General features: G+C 36.0%; 17 protein-coding genes. 4 read left to right on the forward strand and 13 right to left on the reverse strand.

Annotated elements, in window-relative coordinates:
* Positions 1 to 9 precede the first annotated feature (9 nt).
* The 12 genes from C7S20_RS18415 to C7S20_RS18475 all read right to left on the reverse strand — a co-directional run bounded on the left by C7S20_RS18415 (position 10) and on the right by C7S20_RS18475 (position 12,562).
* Complete coding sequence (locus tag C7S20_RS18415) at positions 10 to 306, reverse strand: DUF6804 family protein (RefSeq protein WP_159039983.1); 297 nt, start codon at positions 304 to 306, stop codon at positions 10 to 12.
* 61 nt (positions 307 to 367) lie between these two features.
* A complete protein-coding gene (locus tag C7S20_RS18420; RefSeq protein ID WP_107013830.1) occupies positions 368 to 937 on the reverse strand; it encodes a thermonuclease family protein in 570 nt (189 codons plus the stop codon).
* Between the two features lie 11 nt (positions 938 to 948).
* On the reverse strand, positions 949 to 1,707 hold the full coding sequence (locus C7S20_RS18425; protein WP_107013831.1) for a S1C family serine protease: 759 nt from the start codon (positions 1,705 to 1,707) through the stop codon (positions 949 to 951).
* Positions 1,704 to 2,348, reverse strand: coding sequence for a hypothetical protein (locus tag C7S20_RS18430; RefSeq protein WP_107013832.1), 645 nt, complete (start codon positions 2,346 to 2,348; stop codon positions 1,704 to 1,706). The genes C7S20_RS18425 and C7S20_RS18430 overlap by 4 nt, the downstream gene beginning before the upstream one ends.
* Entirely contained in the window at positions 2,348 to 3,661 is a 1,314-nt protein-coding gene (locus C7S20_RS18435; RefSeq protein ID WP_107013833.1) for a hypothetical protein, read from the reverse strand. Before C7S20_RS18435 ends, C7S20_RS18430 begins: the two co-directional genes overlap by 1 nt.
* Before the next feature lie 15 nt (positions 3,662 to 3,676).
* Positions 3,677 to 4,057, reverse strand: coding sequence for a hypothetical protein (locus C7S20_RS18440; RefSeq protein ID WP_107013834.1), 381 nt, complete (start codon positions 4,055 to 4,057; stop codon positions 3,677 to 3,679).
* A gap of 74 nt (positions 4,058 to 4,131) precedes the next feature.
* Entirely contained in the window at positions 4,132 to 5,088 is a 957-nt protein-coding gene (locus tag C7S20_RS18445; protein WP_159039984.1) for a hypothetical protein, read from the reverse strand.
* 1 nt (position 5,089) lies between these two features.
* Complete coding sequence (locus C7S20_RS18450; RefSeq protein ID WP_107013836.1) at positions 5,090 to 8,464, reverse strand: acetate and sugar kinases/Hsc70/actin family protein; 3,375 nt, start codon at positions 8,462 to 8,464, stop codon at positions 5,090 to 5,092.
* A gap of 2 nt (positions 8,465 to 8,466) precedes the next feature.
* A complete protein-coding gene (locus tag C7S20_RS18455; RefSeq protein WP_107013837.1) occupies positions 8,467 to 9,864 on the reverse strand; it encodes a hypothetical protein in 1,398 nt (465 codons plus the stop codon).
* An 11-nt stretch (positions 9,865 to 9,875) separates the two neighbouring features.
* Entirely contained in the window at positions 9,876 to 10,298 is a 423-nt protein-coding gene (locus C7S20_RS18460) for a hypothetical protein (protein WP_107013838.1), read from the reverse strand.
* A gap of 11 nt (positions 10,299 to 10,309) precedes the next feature.
* Complete coding sequence (locus C7S20_RS18465) at positions 10,310 to 11,638, reverse strand: hypothetical protein (RefSeq protein WP_159039985.1); 1,329 nt, start codon at positions 11,636 to 11,638, stop codon at positions 10,310 to 10,312.
* Positions 11,639 to 11,902: 264 nt separating this feature from the next.
* On the reverse strand, positions 11,903 to 12,562 hold the full coding sequence (locus tag C7S20_RS18475; protein WP_107013841.1) for a hypothetical protein: 660 nt from the start codon (positions 12,560 to 12,562) through the stop codon (positions 11,903 to 11,905).
* A 316-nt stretch (positions 12,563 to 12,878) separates the two neighbouring features.
* Between C7S20_RS18475 and C7S20_RS19595 the strand changes: the two genes are divergently transcribed.
* Positions 12,879 to 13,043: a hypothetical protein gene (locus C7S20_RS19595; RefSeq protein ID WP_159039986.1), complete on the forward strand. Its 165-nt coding sequence runs from the start codon at positions 12,879 to 12,881 to the stop codon at positions 13,041 to 13,043.
* Positions 13,044 to 13,112: 69 nt separating this feature from the next.
* On the opposite strand, the gene C7S20_RS18480 is transcribed toward C7S20_RS19595, so the two are convergent.
* A complete protein-coding gene (locus C7S20_RS18480; protein WP_107013842.1) occupies positions 13,113 to 13,796 on the reverse strand; it encodes a hypothetical protein in 684 nt (227 codons plus the stop codon).
* 646 nt (positions 13,797 to 14,442) lie between these two features.
* On the opposite strand from C7S20_RS18480, the gene C7S20_RS18485 reads away from it, so the two are divergent.
* The 3 genes from C7S20_RS18485 (at position 14,443) to C7S20_RS18495 (ending at position 18,233) form a co-directional block, all read left to right on the forward strand.
* Positions 14,443 to 16,356 (forward strand): tetratricopeptide repeat-containing sensor histidine kinase, encoded by a 1,914-nt coding sequence (locus C7S20_RS18485; RefSeq protein WP_107013843.1) that lies wholly within the window; start codon positions 14,443 to 14,445, stop codon positions 16,354 to 16,356.
* The gene (locus tag C7S20_RS18490) at positions 16,357 to 17,022 is read left to right on the forward strand and encodes a DNA-binding response regulator (RefSeq protein WP_107013844.1); all 666 of its coding nucleotides are present in this window, start codon (positions 16,357 to 16,359) and stop codon (positions 17,020 to 17,022) included.
* 530 nt (positions 17,023 to 17,552) lie between these two features.
* On the forward strand, positions 17,553 to 18,233 hold the full coding sequence (locus tag C7S20_RS18495; RefSeq protein ID WP_159039987.1) for a DUF481 domain-containing protein: 681 nt from the start codon (positions 17,553 to 17,555) through the stop codon (positions 18,231 to 18,233).
* Positions 18,234 to 18,254: the final 21 nt, after the last annotated feature.

Raw genomic sequence — 18,254 nt, forward strand, 5'->3', positions numbered from 1 at the left:
ATTTTGATTTTATTTCTTTTCCATAGGAAATTTGACAGCTTCATAAATAAAAATGCAGCCAACAATAAGATCTATTGGTAACCAGATGCCTTTCTTACCTAAATAAACAGGATATACTGGATTAAACAATAAAGCGACAATCCCCAAAATGCTCATCATTGTGTAATCATCATTTTTATAATGATAAAAACAAAGCATCCCTGAAGAGAACGTAATTACCAGTCTTAACCAAGTATAATATCCTATCGGAAAAGGAAAAACTGATAAAAAAAGCATAGCAGCACTTACTCCTAATAAAAATTTCAATAATAAATATTTAGATATTCAGCTAAGAAATAGGGTTAATAACCGAATAAATTAATTCATCTTATCTAAAATCCCATGGAGCAATTGGATTAGGATCCTGCCATAGGCCTCTTTTTTCTCCTCTTGCTTCCCTTTCCAACGTATCATAACTCATATCTGAAGAATATTTTTTAAAATGCCAGGCATAGCCCCGGCGCACCATTTCTTTGTTAACATTTAAACCATCTTTGTTAATGATTACTCCAATCATTCGACCTCCCATATCAAAATCTCCCTCGGTTATTATTGTTACCTCCTGCCCAAAACAGAGATCAGATAAAACAGCTTTGGCTTTTACTCCATAAGGCTGTTTTCCGCGTTTTTCAGGTGCATCTATATGTTGAAGTCTGAGCATAATGGGGAGTTCATCATAAAGCAATTCTGCGGTATCCCCATCTACGATTCTTATTATTTTTGCATTTAGAGAAATTTGCCCTTCTGGCTTTTTATTTTCTCCAGAATCAGTTTTTGGTTCTCCTTTCAACTCTGTTTTAGGGAGCGAGGAATCCAATACCTCTGCACTCTCCTTTCCTGAACGATTACAAGCGGACAACAAAATTAAACCATATATAAAAAGAAGTTTTAGGTTCACGATTCGTTTAATTAGTAGTGAATATATTTTTCATAAGGTAAAGCCTGTATATCCACAGCAAAATTCAATTCCGATCCAGTTCCCATACCCGAGGTGGTAATTCCGATTACTTCCCCTTTCATATTAAATAATGGTCCTCCGGAGCTACCATGATCAATAGTAGCATCGATTTGAATTCTCCTATTCTCCCTGAACCCGGAAATCGTTCCTTTCGTCAATGAATTGGAGAGGCCTTTAGGGCTTCCAATAGCAAAAACATCTTCACCAACTTGTGGGTTTTTAGTTGCTATAGGTAAGCTAATCGCATTCGCATATTCGGTTTCAAATATTACATAGTCCAGATTTTGTGGGAAACTTTTGGAAAGTATATTCGTAATATCATAAAATTCTTCCCCAATCAATATAAAGGCTTCCTGACTATCCTCCAGGACATGAAAGTTAGTAACGCCTATCCCCTTGCCTATAAAGAATCCGCTTCCAGTGGAGTACTGATCTTCTCCAAGAACCCCTACCACTCTAAAAACAGCTGGATTTAATTCTTTAAATAATTCAGAAACACTTTTATTTCCGATGGGTAAAGATTTAGCAGGTTCTGCAGTAGACTTTATAGATGTATTACTGGGATTTGCATTTTGATTTATATCCCTATCCTCACCCCTATATTCTCTTTGAGCTGGGGATTTGACATTATTATTCCGGGGATTTCGGTTAGGTCTTTTACAACTGAAAAGGACCAAACTAACTAAAAGAAAGCCACAAAGAATTCTCATATTTTATTACTCACTTTAGGAATGATTTGTATTGAAAAACGTTTATTGTTTTCTTCTTTTTCTTCTCTGCAAAGACCGTTAAAACCACTTCCAGAAATAAGTACCTCTACATTGTCCTTTCGAAAATTAATGCCGTTCTCTAACCAAAGATCATAAACAGCAAGGGCTCTCTCATAACTGGTTTTATAGCCATAATCTGAATTTTTACTTATCCTATGATCATAGGTGTTTGCCATATTTCCTTCAATCACCAAGAGGTAAGAAAAGTCTGGATTCTCTTTCTCTAAACCATTAAGAAAGCTTTCCAGCTTTTGTCCAACCGCAATGGTTTTGCCTACATATCTTGGAAGAATTTGCGTCTTTTCTGGTTCAAAGATTTCAACCCCCATCAAATCACTGGCTACATATTTTTTACAATCCGGCAGATAAAAAAAGTCCCCATCCTTCTGAAGGGGCTCAAACTGCTTTTCTAATTGTACTATTTTCTTATACTGGTCTAAAGTAGCCTCGGTTTTGGCCTGCTCGATTTTTAAGTAGACCACTGTTAGAACGAATAAAACTAACATCACAAAGAATAAAGTAGTCATCAGGTCAGAAAAACTAACCCAGAAATAATCATTCTTTTTCTTTCCTCCAGCCATCAGACAGTCAAAAGTTTATAAATGATCACTCCGCAGGTGATGGTTCCGACACTGGCCAGGATGATAGTTCCTACTTTGATGACCAATGATTGTTTCATCTGCACCGGCTTGTCCTTAAGGATATCTAATAATTCCCGGATAGCAGAGTCCTGCTGGTTGACTTTGGTATTTAAATCGGAAAGTTCATTTTTTACTTCCTTGATATTATCAACTTCTTTTTTAATAGCGCCAATGTTACTTCCTTCATCCTCAAATACTTCTTTTGTCATTTTTCTCAGATTGGAAAAAAGAGTCTCAAAACCAGTGTTAATCTCAACATCCTTATCATTAAATTTTTGTAGCCGTTCCGAAAATGAAGATTCTAAATTATCGATCATTTTACTGGTGTTTTTATCAAACTCAGCTAATCGATCTTGCATTGCCTGTTCCCTCGAATCAAAGGTTTTAAATTGGTTTTTAAAATAGGTAGATGTCTCAGAAATGGTTCCGGCATTATTATCAAATCGATTGATGAGTTCCGAAATCTCACCTACTTTTTGCAGTTGTTTGTTTACTGCTAGATTAAGTTCCCTTGTATTCCCAATAAATCCATTCATATTATCCAGATAAGCTGATAGATCCTTTAGTTTTTGAAAGGACGCTTGCATTTGCTGCATCACATCAATATTATATTTGGCAATATTGGCAACATCTATCCTCTTTAGTTCCTGGACTACTTCCAGCTGACTGTTAAAAGTTTGTTTAACCTCGTTAACAGTACTACTAAAACTTCTCATATTAGTTGAGAAATCCTGGTTAAATTTTAAAAGATTTGTTTGAAGAGAATAAATACTCGATGAAGTATTTTTTGAAAGTATTGGTAAAAGCCTGGTCTGAATAAAAGTGAAGAAATCGTGCTTTTGATGCTCCACTTTCTTTCTTGCTTTAAAGAAAAAATAATTGCTGATGATCGTTAATAACAGACCTGAAACACTCGCCAACATGGCAATTTTCACCCCTCCCAGTAATGCATCTATCCCTCCTATGGCGCTTTCGGTATTTTGCCCCGAGACTTCAGGCATAAAGAACAAACCTCCTACAATTCCAAGCATAGTCCCCATTAGTCCCAGATACAATGGAGTAGGTATATTATTACTGATCTCATCATCAACTTTGTCGATATTTCTGTCTACAATATCCTTGACCAGGTTAAAATCGCTAACGGCACCTTTATTTCTAAGTAAGTAGCCATTAACCGAAGTCAAAATATCATTCAGGGTATCATTTTGATACCGCTTATAATCGATTAAGGAAATGTTTATTTTATCATTCATAAATAACCTGTTAACCTAACGGTTTGTTTTGTAATCTTCAAAATCTTCCTCCTCGAACTCCTCTATTTCGGGATCAACCCCTTCAGGAAAATCTAATTCTGGATCAGATTTTTTCCCATCTTTTAGTTTTAACTCCAAAGGCTCATCTTCTTCTGTTTTGAACTCATCAACTTCAACATCAACCTGGTCCTTATCGTTTAATTCTAATTCAGGATCTTCAGATGTTTCCTGCATAGTCGAGGAAAAATTCGCTGATAGTTCCTGAAACTTTTCAGGATTTTGCAAAATATCTTCTACTTTAATTTCCTTGATCCACTCTTCGGGTACTGATACCTCCACGATCTCAAAATCTTTCACATTTTCGATAGTCCGATTATAGTTTTTTATTTTGGACATATTCTTTCCAAAAATGAATATCTGTATCCCAATAATTACTGCGATTATTAAGATTATTACGTAATCATGCATCTCTACTGGAATTTAATAGTTGCTTTGTCTTGTTCATTTACTTGCCATTTGCCGTCTACTTTGTGGGCGATACCTCTTTTGGTGGTAATGATTTCACTACTATAATTCTGATTACTGTTTTCAGGTTTACAAACCGGGTATAAATAGGTATCAGGAGAATTGGCTGCCATTCTTAATACAAAGTCTGAATCAACTATTTCAAAAGCTGCTTTATCGGAGTCTATATTATCTAGGATTAGTTTAAAAATGCTTTTATATTCATTTTTTTGCTCGGAAACAGACGTGAAAATTTTATTTTCATTAGCTTTTTCTGAGTAAAAAATAACTGGCCTTGAGATAATTTCAGTTTGATTTCTATTTCTTGAAGATGATGATTCTACTGATAAATCCACTTCAACAGCCTTTTCCTCTGTATCAATGGAAGAATTTGGAGTTTTCTGGGGAACTGAGGTATTGGGCGATTCAGTTTTAGGAACTTGTTTCTTTCTTTTTTCATCTTCAAGTGCCGCTAGCCTTTCTTTATAAAATTTAGCTTCTTCCTTATATTTATCTTTTCCAATAGTGATATCATCTCGTTCCCATTTATAGGTGTTTTTTGAATTAATCGTCTTTAGAAGGAGAAAAATTAAAATTAAATTAAAAATTATAGAAAAAAGCGCTCCATACAACCACCAATTCCAACCTGAGTTGCGTGATTCTTCCAAAGTAACTAAATCAGATTTCTCATTTTGTGATTGCGATTTTACAACCTCTTCTTGAGAATTGTTTTCAGTGGCCACGATGGAGTCATGGGCCTCTGAGTTTTCTTTAAGACTTCCATTATTCCCGATAACTTCAGATTGAACCTCATTTTTTTCAGTTAAAGACTGAGAATTTGCATTTATATCTGGCGTATTTCTATTGCAAGACGCACTGATAAAAAGCAGCAGTACGAGAAAGGTGATTTTTAATAAATTCATATTAATTAACTTTCTTTTTCTCCAATTCATAGGCTAACTCACCCAGGGTTCCAACAAGTGGATAGAAGAATAAAGTTTCGCTTATTTCTTCATCGCTTTCATTGCTTATTTCATCCAGTTTATTCTTTATCCCGGTTTTCAGCGCATTCACTTTTTTCTTGTTCAGGAAGTCTTCCGTAAAATCAAGGGAAGCCTTCTCTACTCCAAAGTTATCTCTGAAGGAATATGATTTATTCAACTTAAAGAAGAAATCCAGGAATTCATCAAAACTTCTTATTGCATCACTTTCAAATTCTTTCACTCTCTCGTAGCTTATTTTACTACCGTTATGGGATTGCAGCTCAGAATTAGTAATAAGGGTTGCTTTAATATCATCCAAATTTAACTGATGATTGTCTCCCATAGAAAGGCCTCCCTTACTTGAGATCTGTTTCGGGTTAGATGGTAATTTAATATCAATCTCGGGTAGAGAATCTAATTTAAAAACATTTTTAAATGATTCTGATGCCAGTCTTTTTAAACTTTCTTGACTGGAACTAGAGTCGATAATGGTTAAAAGTTTGGAAGCTGTTCCCGAAAAACTAATAACCCCGGGAACAGGAATGTCTTTCTTCTTAAGAAGTTGTGCTATATGATATAACTGACTCACATAGAAGATAAGGAAAATGACCTTAAAATCTGAATCGGTTTTTAGGAATCGAAGGAAATCAACATCAACATTGCGATCATTCAACGATTTATTATCCTTAAGACTGAAGAAAGCGTTGATTACATCGTGGGATGAGTCACTGGCCTTTATCTTATTTACCGCCTCTATTAGTACTCTTTGATCGTTCTCTTCAAGTTTTTGGATAACTTTAGAATAGTACTTATTAACAAAGCCGTTGATATTAATGTTTCTATTAAAATTATCTCCAAAAATTGCATCACCGGCAAACTTATATGAGCTGAATAAAATAGGTGCCTCTTCTCTATACACAGCTACATCAGAAGTTCCTCCGCCAATATCAATAGATACCAAAGGTTTTTCCATAGCTGGTATCCCCTCAAATTTATAATAGTAATAGTATGGGGTTAAGCTTTCACAAACTTTTCTAATCCTGACTTTATCACCTAAATAAGCGTGTATGATCTTTTCCCAGTCGCTTTCCATTAAATTCAATTGATGCTTAAGCATACTTGCAGGATAAGACCATGTAATTTCCAGATTATCAATAGATCCACCATTCAATAAAGCTTTATTTCGTATGATTTTGATGAGCTCTTCAAAAAATGCAAAAAGCATTTTCTGATTTTCATTTGTCTTGCTATTCCACTTTAAATTGGTCTTCACCTTCGATGATAGGTCAAAAGACTCTTTCTCGTATTTGAATGGTATACTGATGTTTGCCAACGAGAAAACCGGCTGGTTGAAATTTGTCTTTTTATGAAAATTAATGGCCGTTCTCTGAGGGAATTGATAATTGCCTTCTGCGTGGATCTCTTCTGGCATCAAATCGTCTCGTAAAGCTTTTAAATATCCTTCTTTAAGATCATTAAAGGCTATTAGACTTCCTATATGATATTTTTCGGATTTATCGATCTCTAAAGGCTGAGGCTTTCCTCCATCAACAGAGTATTCTATATGAGTATTGGTTGTCCCAAAATCAATGGAAAAAGCAAACTCTGATGTTCCTCCTATTCGATCAAAGAATTGAGGAACCAAAATTCCTTTGGCGAAATCATGTTTAAGTTGAATGTAATCAAAGTTAGATTTGACTACATCTCCAAACATATTATAAGTTTCTTCCTCTTTAAACCTTCTTTGAACTTTATGAATCTGATTGGTGGGAATTGGTTTATTCTCCTGATCAAAATATGTAAGTTCAAATCGATTATTATCGAATATAAAGTCGGCATCATATAAGGCAACATTATATTCCGGATTTATAGATTGAGGAAAACTATAGAATGGGGTAATCCCTACATTAATTCTATTCTCTATAATTGCTCCCTTATTCGCTTTTTCGTTATACTCCGGCTTTTGGGCTTCATTTACTGGATTATTATATGTTCTCCTAAATGTAATATGATGACCTTTCTGTACTGGAACTCTTAGAATGGCTTCAACGTAACCGTTGGAGAGGGGATTTAATTCAAATCGCTTCTCTCCATTAATAGTTTGGGTTAGACTTGATGTTTCAAAATATTTAAAGTAAGTAGGCTTGATTGGTATTAAAAAACCTTTTCCTTCTGTATTTGCTGATTTTAACCCTCCATCTAAAAAGTAATTTTTGTCTACAGGGAACTCGGTTCTTATAATGACAGGTTCAAGAAAATCGCTGATGGTCATATATGGATATTTATTTCCATCCACCGGCAATGTCCGGTCTTCCAATGCCCTTTCATCAAAATGGGGAGCTTTCGCTTTAGATTCCCAGGGGGCACTAACGTATCTTAATGGTGAATTAAACACCTCATTTGGCAATACCAATGGAGGATATTCATCACTATGGCCTTTTTCTGATTTTATTACAAAATCGCTATCCTTGATAGCGTCTTCTTTCCCTTTTGCTTTTTTAAGGTTAACACCAAGAACTTCTACAATTTCTCCTCCTCCTGCAATATTCAAATTTGGTAGATTTTTATAATATCCATCCAGTTGATTTATCTCCAATTTTAATCCTTGAGATAAGTTTATATAGGTCTGATTTAAGTAATCATCCAGTTCTTTCATTTTTGATGAAAATCCTGATATATTATTCCGAAGAGCAAAAAGATATTTTATGTATTCGGGATCTCTTTCATGCAGCGGCTGGTACTCATCATCTAAGAGCTTATCACTACCTTCCTGAAATCCTTTTAAATCGAATTTATTTGCTGAAGTAAAGAAAAGCGTTGATGGAGAAGTACCTCCAATAATATTTAAAGGTTCCGGACCTCTGGTATAGTTAATTAAATAGAGCTTTGCCAGAGAATCAAAATTATAAGTCTTCGCATCCTGCTCGAGATATAACCTTAAACTTTCACCAAGTAGTTTATGTTGAGGATTCGGCGAATTAATCAATTTATCAAGATCTGCCTTTCTATCCCAACTGATGATTTCTATTTGATTCTTATACTTATCTGCATTGAAAAAGATTTGGCCAATATCCAGAGCATCAGATACCATTTTGTGAAATGTGGTATTTCCAACTGGACCCAAACTAGCAACTTCTTTAAATGCAGTCTTAACCAAATCAATTCTTGCGTAAGGACTAGGAATAGAAGTTATTTCTCTACTGGAGTGAGCTCCGTTTGGATCTTCAATCGCGTTTATGGCAACCGAATTCAAGGGATTAGAATCTTCCCATCCTTTTAAATTTTTTCCACTATGAAATCTAAAAACGTACGCCATAATTATAATTTGTATTTATCAGCCATTAACTTATCAGTAGTCCCGTAAAAAACCTCCAAAAATCTGTTTTCAATACTGTTTGAGGTATTCATTTTCTTTGCCTCTTTATTCAAGAAAGCTGTAATTCGTTCATAGTCTTTGGTTTTTTCAAGAAATCCTTTATGAGCTTTAAATCCTTTTATTCCATCAAAAATATCCTGAGTCGAAGACATTGTATAAGGAGCGAAACCTCTTTGATTATTACTCATTTGTTGAAGCCATTGCCAGAAATAATCATTGAATTTGGATAGTTTTCGATAAAAGTCTTCATTTAGGAAAGGTTCCTTAATTTTTAGGTTTTTTGCGAAATCTGCTCCCAAATTAGATCTTAATCGATTTTTTAGGTACAGATGAAAGAAGTAATACTTGCTGAGTGGTTTAACTAAATTCAACTTAGTCTCATCACCTAAATCATTGAAGGTTATACTCGGGGTTTCGTTTTCCACTCCAAATTCTTTCACTTTATTCGAAGAAACATCTGTATCATTAGCAAAATCTAAAATTGCAAGTGCTGAAGCCAATTCAATAAAGTGAGCATCATTTTCCTGTGAAACACTCCCTTCATTATTTTTGTAATCTTTAACTAGCTTATCCCCTAAATAATACATAGAGTTTACAGAATCATTCACTCCATATTCATAATATCTTAGCGCGGCTTTTGTTTTTGAAATGAAAGTTGATTTTTCAATCTCACTCTCATCATCCTTTTGTACACCAAAGTAAGGTAGTACCGATACCGCACCAACAGGAGCTCTTTGCAGTAATGAATGATTACTGAGACTCGGGCTGGCAGATCTTATATTTTTAAGTAGCAAAGGAAAACCTGCTGCTCCGGTTCCTCCAAAAATTGATGAAATAATGAAAATTCTATCTCCCTGTGAAAAGCTACTTGCAAAATTTTCGAAATCCTCAGATGTATTGAACTGGTTCAAAACAACACTTCCCATATTGGGGTTTCCCTTAAATCCTACCTCGAGATCGGATTCCAGATTCTTCTTACTAAATAATAAGGAAATAAGTGCCTTATTTTTTTTGTCCAGGTCCTGGTAATCAATAAACTCTTTAAACTTTTTCTTCGAGTCCTGAATATTGATCCTGCAGTTCTTATTTAAAGGTTGAATTGGGGTCTTAAAAAACTCATTAGAGGTTTCTCCGTCAAAAGATAATTTTTCCCTGACACTCTGGTATCGTTGAAGTATATCTACTGTCTTATTAACATCTCCATTTGCCGCATCGGGATCAATTAGCATTGGGATCACAGAAGAACTCTTACATCTAACGCCGGCAGCTAATAAGAAAGAAAGAGATTTTAAGACTCTGGCACCGGTTCCACCAATACCAAAAACATATAATTTAGACATAGTTGAATGTATTAGAATGGAACATATGATGAGTTCGTACTTTTCCACTTGATCATTATGGAAACCAGGAACATTAAAAGCACAGTCCACATTGAATTAATAATGGAGAAAACTATCATATCTGAAGTAAATGAAGCCGGAATTGGCTCTCCAACAGAAGCAAAAATATCGGTTAGATCATTATTTGCCGAAACAAAAGCAATTATGAAATTAATGATAGCTCCCATTAAAAGGTTTAATGACCATATACTTAACTTAGCAGTTCCGGGACGATCTACAACATAATAATATGCAATTGTTAAAATCAGAGCTACAATAACAGAGTAAAGAGCTACAGAAAAATATAAATCATTACTATACATCTGTTCTGAAAAGTCACCTAAATAAGCTCCTCCCCATAATTCATAGAAGTTTGCGATGAGATCTTTTAGCATTGTTTGGTTGTTTAATTTTGAGTTACTGGTATGGTGATATTAAAATATTTGTTACTTCCACTCTGTTGTTCGTAAGCCTCAGATATTCCCGAAACAAGATAGCCAAAACTGAAAGTTTTGGTTTGTTCAAGTGAATCCGATTGAATCTGCCTGTCATCATTGCTGTTTACCTTATCCACCCACGTGGGAATTTTTTTTCTTAAAGAAAAATTCAAATTTTCCGACACTAATCCATCAGCCGAAAATTTAATAGCATGTGTGTATTTTTCTCCTTTTATTTTTACTAATGTTGAAGGATCCATTTTCAAACTCCCCGAATTTGAAAAGTTAATATTCTTTCCTTTTACCACTCCAATTTCTTCTATCGTAAACTCCGGATTTGAAAGTTGATAATTGTTTTTATCCAAAATATAGCTTTGACTAACAGGTAATTTTTCCAAATCCACTAAAGCAATGAATTCCAGATTTCCGGTTCTGGGATAACTCATCACTTCAAGATCCCCTCCCCTTGTCTTTATTCGCCCGTTATGACCCGTGGAAATTATCTTTATTGGTATTGATTTAAAATTGGCGTTGGTAAATAATGCTTCATTCTCAAACCCTGAATGATTCCTGAGTTGTGATGCTATCTCCGAATCAAAAAGTCCCATTAAATTTTTAGGTCCAATCACTATATAATAAAATGGCCTTTTTTGAATATTTGGAATTTTCTTGTTGTTATAATCGTAATAAATACCATTAAAATCACTCGTGAAGCGATATATTCTGGTATCGAAGTCATTCTTTTTTCCAGCCTTCAAAAAAGCATCCTCAGTATATGTTTTAAGTTTCTCGAGAGCTGAAGGAACATCTGACCCTCCTTTCGGTGAATAAATAAAATCCGCCGTTATTATTGATATTGTATTACCTTCCTGCTTCTCAAGAATTTTATCTAGTATTTCTTCAAAATCACTGCTCCCTTTATTTCCTTTTCCAGCCGTATTCTGCGGTGTGAGTTTTTCTGAAATATGAGTCGTCTTAGCCCCAAAATTCGTTGGAGTCAGCTTATTATTTATTAAATAAAACTTAGTATCGAAATCAATATCATCTTCATTTTCTAGAGCCACAAGAAGATCTCTGAAAATATTTTTGAAATCTGTATTTCCATTGATATACCCATCCATGCTGAGAGTATTCTCAAAGTATATTTTAACTATAGCATCAAGAGGCAAGTTAGTGACAGATAAAGTTTTTTTTGGTACACTGTCGCCATCAGGCGATTTTGGAGAATTACTTTCATTCCTTTTACAGGAAAAAAATATTATACTTATAATTATAGCAATAGTAGTTAATTGCTTCATGAAGATCGTAGGTTAGTTAATACTTCAGCGTAGGGATTGTATAATTACTAAAATTTTCAATTCCCTACAAGATTTATATTAAGATTTTTTTAAGAAAAGTCTAATTGGTATTTTATTGATTTTTATAAAAAATTACAAATCAATTAATTATAACCAATCTGGTTATTATGCTTCAAAAACAATTAGTGATTTTTCAATCCCCTGCACAGGTAAAATTATAGTACAATTGGATAGGTTCATTACGGTTTTCCGTAAAATATAAGTCTACTCTCCCTTTATGTCATAAAAATACTTATTCACCATATATTTTGTAATAGGTTTTAAAGTATTACCATTTATGGGGTGAATACCTGGTGCTGAAAAGAGTTCTATTTCCCCGTCCGTTTTATCATACCAGATATTTGCTTTTCCATTTTTAAAGAATGAAATACTATCAGATACTTGAATTTTTTTGAAGTTATTATAGATATAAGGTATAAACCTTCTTTCACTTTTAAGACCCTTGCATTCAGTTTTTACATAATGGTCTTGATTCCAAACCATGCATTCTTTTTTACTACTTATGAATCCTATATAGCCTGAAGTTACGATAAGTAAAATGAGCATCAATAAAATCACAAGGTTCCTTTTCGAATACAGGTTATATCTCATTCCGCCAGAAAAAACATTTTTTTTATTTCCGGGGTTTTGCTTTAAATAAGCTTTGTAATCTTCATAACCAAGATAAAGAGCCAAACAATCATTTATTTGCAGATTAGGAGAGGATTGCCCTTTATAGTATCGGGTTAAAGATTTTGTTGAAATTGAATATTTATAATTTTCCAAAATATATTCCGACAGAAATTCTGCCTTCCCATTTACCGATCCTTTTCCCGAGTCATCCTCTGCTTTTTTAAACGCTTCTAATACTATTTGGTTAGTCATGTTGTCAAAAATTAGGACCATAAAAATATCAAATCTCTTGGACAATATTGTTGGACAAAACTGTCTAAATATTGTCTAAGGCTTGTCTACCCCTGAGCAAACTTCCCGGCTTTACTTTGGACCGTAAATAAAAATTTAAAAAGCAATATTCAATTTAATGATTGGTACGGGCGAATGCTTGTAAAAGGGAAGTAACAACTTTCTTCTGTATCAAATCATGACTTCCCTCCTGTTCTGGCAAGGCCTAATAAACTCCGCTAATTAAAATCTGCAAAAATGCGGGCCGGCCATTTAATGTCTCATTTAAAATAAAGTCATGAAAAAAATCTATCTAATTCTTTTCGTTATCATTTCAAATTCTTTGATAACTTCCTGCACCAAACAAAATCTCGAAGATGAATTAAATACTCCCCATAAAGATTTTGCATCCAATGGAGATGACGATCCTTCCGATCCTCCTGAAGAACCAATAGGTGAATAAACAATCAAATAATTATTATTTAAGCCGTAATCATTGCGGCTTTTTTTATTTCCGGTTTTTTGTGAACAATTACACTTTTTTCAACTTCAAACCTATTTTTACCAACTTTCTTTTCTGAAAGCATTTTAATCCCAGTATTAACAGATTGTTTTCCAAAAAAGCATTTCTGCTAAAGGCCAGGGTTAAAGGTAGCTTACCAGAAACGACCATTTTCTCTTCCTGAAGCAGAAATTCAGCCGACTCAAAATCGCAGTGCAGCAGAGCACAACTCAGTTCAATTCGATTAGCTTCTGTGTCTAAATTTCCAGGCTCGTTAATTTTTATTTCCACCTGATCTTTATTTGTTCCCAGTCCAACAGAAAGATCCAGCTCCGGCAGGAAACTAAAATTATTGATCAGCTGCTTTCCTTCTTTGGTTTTAAAACCTTCGCTGATACTCCTTTTTCCGATTGGATTCACCGGGTCCAGGTTCTTCAGCTCCAGGAACAGCCGCGTCATATTGCTATGCAACTCCCTGCTCCTGATAGCACCCAGGAAAGGCTCTAAAGCAAGTCTGAAACCCTTTTTAGCTGCCGAACATCTGGCGAATTCCGTATTGAATTCTCTTACCTTTTGCATGGAAGCCTTATTCTTAATAGCTTTTTTAGTGAATCCGCCACCTGCCTTCCGCTTAAAATACTTCTCTCCCACCTGGTAGTAGTTCACTTCTCCCAGTGTACCGCTAAACATGAAAAGATCATTTTGTACCGCCATCAGACCCTTGTTTATTTTGGAGAAAAATTACATCATAATTCTCAATTATTTCCGGGTATTTTTCCCCTACTTTTTATATAGGTATGCCGTATCTCCCCTATACCTCCCCTATACCTTCCCTATACCTCCTCTATGCTTTCGCTATTGAAGCCCGAGTCAAGAAGTGGGAAGTAGGAATTTTTGAATTTTTAGATCCAGGAGTCTGAGCTTAAAGCATAGAACTTAGGGGCTGAAGCAAATACCATTTTCAAATCTTCAAATTGTCAAATTTTCAAATTGGTACATTTCCACATTGATAAATTTTCACATTGATGCCAAATGCAAAGGCTCGCGATGACGGAATTGAAGTACGAGTTAATAATTGGGACGTACGAATTTTTGAATTTTTAGATCCAGGAGTCTGAGCTTAGCGCATAGAGCTTTTTACAGCCTAGAGCTTAGAGCAAAAAACCATTCCCAAATTTTCAAATTTCCAAATTCTCAAATTGATACATTAGTACATTTCCACATTGATACATTTCCACATTGATCCATTTTCACATTGATGCCAAATGCGAAGGCTCGCGATGACGATAATTGTTTATTGATTATTGTTTATTGATCATAGAAATCCGTTTTCAAATTGATAAATCCTTACCTTCGTTATATGATTTCGAAAAGATTGATCGCCCCCCTCCTGCTTTGTCTTTTTTTACTTTCCTGTGGAAATAAAAAGGAATCGGAAATACAAATAAAACCCGATTCCGCTGAGTTCTACTATCAAAAAGGACTGATAGGGAGCAAGCCTTCAGAAATGCTTCAGGATTTCAACAAAGGTTTAGCGCTTGCCGCGCCAGGTGACAGCATCAGGCTCTTTTTATTGGACGGGAAGATCTATTCGTTTAACCGCTTAAAAGCTTATGACAGTTCGCTGGTTTATTCCGATACCCTGATAAATTCGGCTAAAAAACAGGCCGACTCTTCTTTTATCGCGAAAGGTTATTACCGAAAAGCTACGGTAAACCGTTATCTCAACAGGCAGGAAGAAGTCTATCGAAATGCCTTTAGTTCAAGAAATATATACCTGAAATTAGGAGATAGTTCTAAAGCTGGAAGGCGAACGCTGGAAATGGCGAATGCGCAACACCGAATGGCCGATTATACCGGGAGCCAGCAAACGGCCACCACCGCTTTGGAGTTGCTTTCTAAAGAAAAAGATTCGGCCTACGTCAGCAGCGCGTTTAATGTGATTGCCATGTCTTATCGCGACCGCGGATTCCGGCAGGATGCCTTAAAGGAATATCAGAATGCCCTTCGGTTTTCGCAGAATACCCGCGACAGCCTTCCTTATTTAAACAATATCGCCCTTGTTTACCAGGACCTCGGAGATTATGAAAAAGCAATTGCCGGCCTGGAAGCGGTTTTGGAAAAAGCTGATGTTGCCGATGCCGATTCCAAAGCGCGTTATATCGATAATTATGCCTATACCCGGTGGCTGGCAGATCCCTCGGTCAATATTCTTGACGATCTGAAAAAGGCTATGAACATGAGGCTACAGGAAAATGATCTCGATGGTTTGTTTTCGAGCTATGAGCATCTTTCTGAATATTACGAAAGCACCAACCCGAAACTTGCCCGGGAGTATGCCCTGAAATCAATGGAAACCGCAAAGGCAGGCGCAGGTAAAAATTCAGAATTACAGGCCTTAAAAAGACTGATCAATCTTTTTCCTCCAGAAGAAAGTAAGGCTTTTACCAATAGGTTTATCGCGCTTAATGACAGCCTTCAGCAATCTAAACTGCAATCGGCCAATCTCTTCGCGAAAATAGATTTTGATGAAAAAAAGAAACGGGAGGAGATTCAGAATTTAGAGACACGCACGAAGGAACAGGCCATAGAAACCGCAAATCTCAAGAATCAGATGATCATCCTTTCGCTGGGGAGTCTGCTGATTTTTAGCCTCGGAAGCTTTATATTGTACTATTTCCGGCAGAAAAACAAACGCGAGAAGATCCAGACCGTGCATCAAACAGAGACGCGCATTTCCAAAAGGATCCATGATGAACTCGCCAATGACCTGTATAATATCATGAGCCGTATGGAACCGATCGCGCCCGCTGAGATCCTCGATAACCTGGAGAATATTTACATCCGTACCCGCAATATATCCAGGGAAAATGCCTCTATCAATACCGGTGCCGGCTACCGTGACAATCTTATTTCTACATTATCGGGAATCTGCCCTGAAAACACACGTTTGATTATTCGCGGTGAAGATACTATTGACTGGAATGCAGTAAAGGAAGAGAAAAAGCTGGTGATCTTTCGGGTTTTGCAGGAGGTAATGGTCAATATGAAAAAACACAGCCGGGCCAGCCTGGTAGCCATTATTTTCTCCAGGAAGAACAGGTTTTTAGAGATCAGTTATTCTGATAACGGAATTGGTTGTACTGAAAAATCGATTAAAAACGGCAATGGGATCCAAAATGTGGAAAACCGTATTTTTTCTCTGCATGGCTCCATTACCTTTGAAACAGAAAAAGGAAAGGGTGTAAAGATCTCTATTAAAATCCCGGTTTAGATGTTTAAAAAAGTTCTGATAGCTGAAGATATGGATAGTATCAACCTTGCTGTTGCCGCTTCTCTTAAAGAAATTGGAATTGAGAACATCGCCCACGCGCAGTATTGCGACCAGGCCTGGCTGATGACAAAGAAAGCCATTCAGGATAAAGAGCCTTTTGACCTGCTTATCTGCGACCTGTCTTTTAAAAAAGATCACCGCAATGAAAAGATCCTTTCCGGAAAAGAGCTTATAAATATTTTGAGATCGGAAGACCCTGATTTGAAGATCATCGTCAATTCTATAGAAGATCATCCACAAACACTTAGGGAATTGTGGGATACAGGAAATATCGACGCCTATGTTTGCAAAGACCGGCAGGGCCTGAAATATCTAAAAGAAGCCGTTGAAACAGTTGCTACCGGTAAAACTTATAATTCCCCGAATATTGACAAGATTCTCCAGCGAAACAATCTTCTTGTCCTTAATGAATTTGAGGTAAATATTCTGAATCTGCTTGCTGAAGGAAAGACCCAGGATGAGATCCAGGAGGAACTCCGGAAAAAAGACATTAAGCCAAGCAGTAAAAGTGCCATCGAAAAAAAGCTGAAAGAAATGAAAGAGGTTTTTCAGGCCAAAACCACGATACACCTGATTAGTATCGCCAAGGACCTGAAACTGATCTAATAAAATATGCCAGTTCCGGAAACTGATAAATTGGGTAGGGTCGATTTATTAGTAGAAGGGCTGGCATTCCAATTAACAAGGAACCAAGTTAGAAGTACGAAGTTGGAAGTACAATTCTTGAATTTGAGAGCCAGGAAAAAAAACAGGAGTCGGGAGTTTAGATCTTAGAGTCTAGAGACTGGAGCTTAGAGCAATGAAGCACGATTTTTTGACTCTTGAATTTTGAATTTTGAATTGATTAAGCCAAAGCCATTTCCAAATTTTCAAATCACCAAATTTCCAAATTGATTAATTTACACAATTATACATTTTCACATTGATTCATTTTCACATTGATTCATTTTCACATTGGTACATTTTCACATTGGTACATTTTCACATTGACACATTTTCACATTGACACATTTTCCCTTTACCTTTGAACTTTGAATCTTGAACTTTGAATTTTGGTAAAGAACTATTTCCTCCTTCTTTTGATCATATTTCCTGTTTTGGCAAATGCGCAACTCGTTAATATTGAATCGAAACGCATGCAAACAGATTCGGTTCGCTTCGCGCTGAATGCCGATTTCGCCTTTGATTACACCAATAACGACGGGGATAAGGTGAACCAGATCGATGCGGCACTGACCACCCAGCTGAAATCTAAAGACCTGAAAAAGATCTATTTCTTTATTGGCAGCTATAACCTCATCGATAGCAAAAATGAAAATCTGCAGAATACCTGGTTCCTCCACGGCAGGTTTAATTATAAGCTTACTAAAATTTTGAGGCTGGAAGCCTTTTTACAGGCACAGTATAATCAGTTGCTGGTGGTGGAACAACGAAACCTCGTGGGCCTCGGACTCCGGGTAAAATGGGTTGAAAAAGATAATTTTAAAGGTTATGTGGGAAACAGTTATATGTACGAAATGGAACACAGCGACACCGTAAACACCACTTACTATAACCACCGTAACAGCACTTATTTAACGCTTTCTTATTTCCCAAAATCGAATAAGTTTTCGGTGGCCAACACGCTGTATTATCAGCCGCTGTATAAAGATCTCAGCGATTACAGAATTCTGGAACAATTTCGCCTGGATATTCCCCTGGCAAAATGGTTCAGGGTCTTTGCGATCTACAACTATTATTATGACAGCAACACACCTCTTAAAACCGAAGAATTCACTTCAAATCTCAATTTCGGTGCGGGAATAAGTATTCAGTGATAGCTTGTTGCAGAGGAATTT

It is taken from the genome of Christiangramia fulva (assembly GCF_003024155.1).
Lineage (GTDB): Bacteria > Bacteroidota > Bacteroidia > Flavobacteriales > Flavobacteriaceae > Christiangramia > Christiangramia fulva.

Bases quoted from the DNA above. Each gene is read 5' to 3' on its own strand.
- C7S20_RS18440 (WP_107013834.1), bottom strand. From the start codon at position 4,057: ATGTCCAAAATAAAAAACTATAATCGGACTATCGAAAATGTGAAAGAT.
- C7S20_RS18425 (WP_107013831.1), bottom strand. From the start codon at position 1,707: ATGAGAATTCTTTGTGGCTTTCTTTTAGTTAGTTTGGTCCTTTTCAGT.
- C7S20_RS18430 (WP_107013832.1), bottom strand. From the start codon at position 2,348: ATGGCTGGAGGAAAGAAAAAGAATGATTATTTCTGGGTTAGTTTTTCT.
- C7S20_RS18455 (WP_107013837.1), bottom strand. From the start codon at position 9,864: ATGTCTAAATTATATGTTTTTGGTATTGGTGGAACCGGTGCCAGAGTC.
- C7S20_RS18495 (WP_159039987.1), top strand. From the start codon at position 17,553: ATGCAAACAGATTCGGTTCGCTTCGCGCTGAATGCCGATTTCGCCTTT.
- C7S20_RS18445 (WP_159039984.1), bottom strand. From the start codon at position 5,088: ATGAATTTATTAAAAATCACCTTTCTCGTACTGCTGCTTTTTATCAGT.
- C7S20_RS18450 (WP_107013836.1), bottom strand. From the start codon at position 8,464: ATGGCGTACGTTTTTAGATTTCATAGTGGAAAAAATTTAAAAGGATGG.
- C7S20_RS19595 (WP_159039986.1), top strand. From the start codon at position 12,879: ATGAAAAAAATCTATCTAATTCTTTTCGTTATCATTTCAAATTCTTTG.
- C7S20_RS18475 (WP_107013841.1), bottom strand. From the start codon at position 12,562: ATGACTAACCAAATAGTATTAGAAGCGTTTAAAAAAGCAGAGGATGAC.
- C7S20_RS18485 (WP_107013843.1), top strand. From the start codon at position 14,443: ATGATTTCGAAAAGATTGATCGCCCCCCTCCTGCTTTGTCTTTTTTTA.
- C7S20_RS18435 (WP_107013833.1), bottom strand. From the start codon at position 3,661: ATGAATGATAAAATAAACATTTCCTTAATCGATTATAAGCGGTATCAA.
- C7S20_RS18480 (WP_107013842.1), bottom strand. From the start codon at position 13,796: ATGGCGGTACAAAATGATCTTTTCATGTTTAGCGGTACACTGGGAGAA.
- C7S20_RS18465 (WP_159039985.1), bottom strand. From the start codon at position 11,638: ATGAAGCAATTAACTACTATTGCTATAATTATAAGTATAATATTTTTT.
- C7S20_RS18490 (WP_107013844.1), top strand. From the start codon at position 16,357: ATGTTTAAAAAAGTTCTGATAGCTGAAGATATGGATAGTATCAACCTT.
- C7S20_RS18460 (WP_107013838.1), bottom strand. From the start codon at position 10,298: ATGCTAAAAGATCTCATCGCAAACTTCTATGAATTATGGGGAGGAGCT.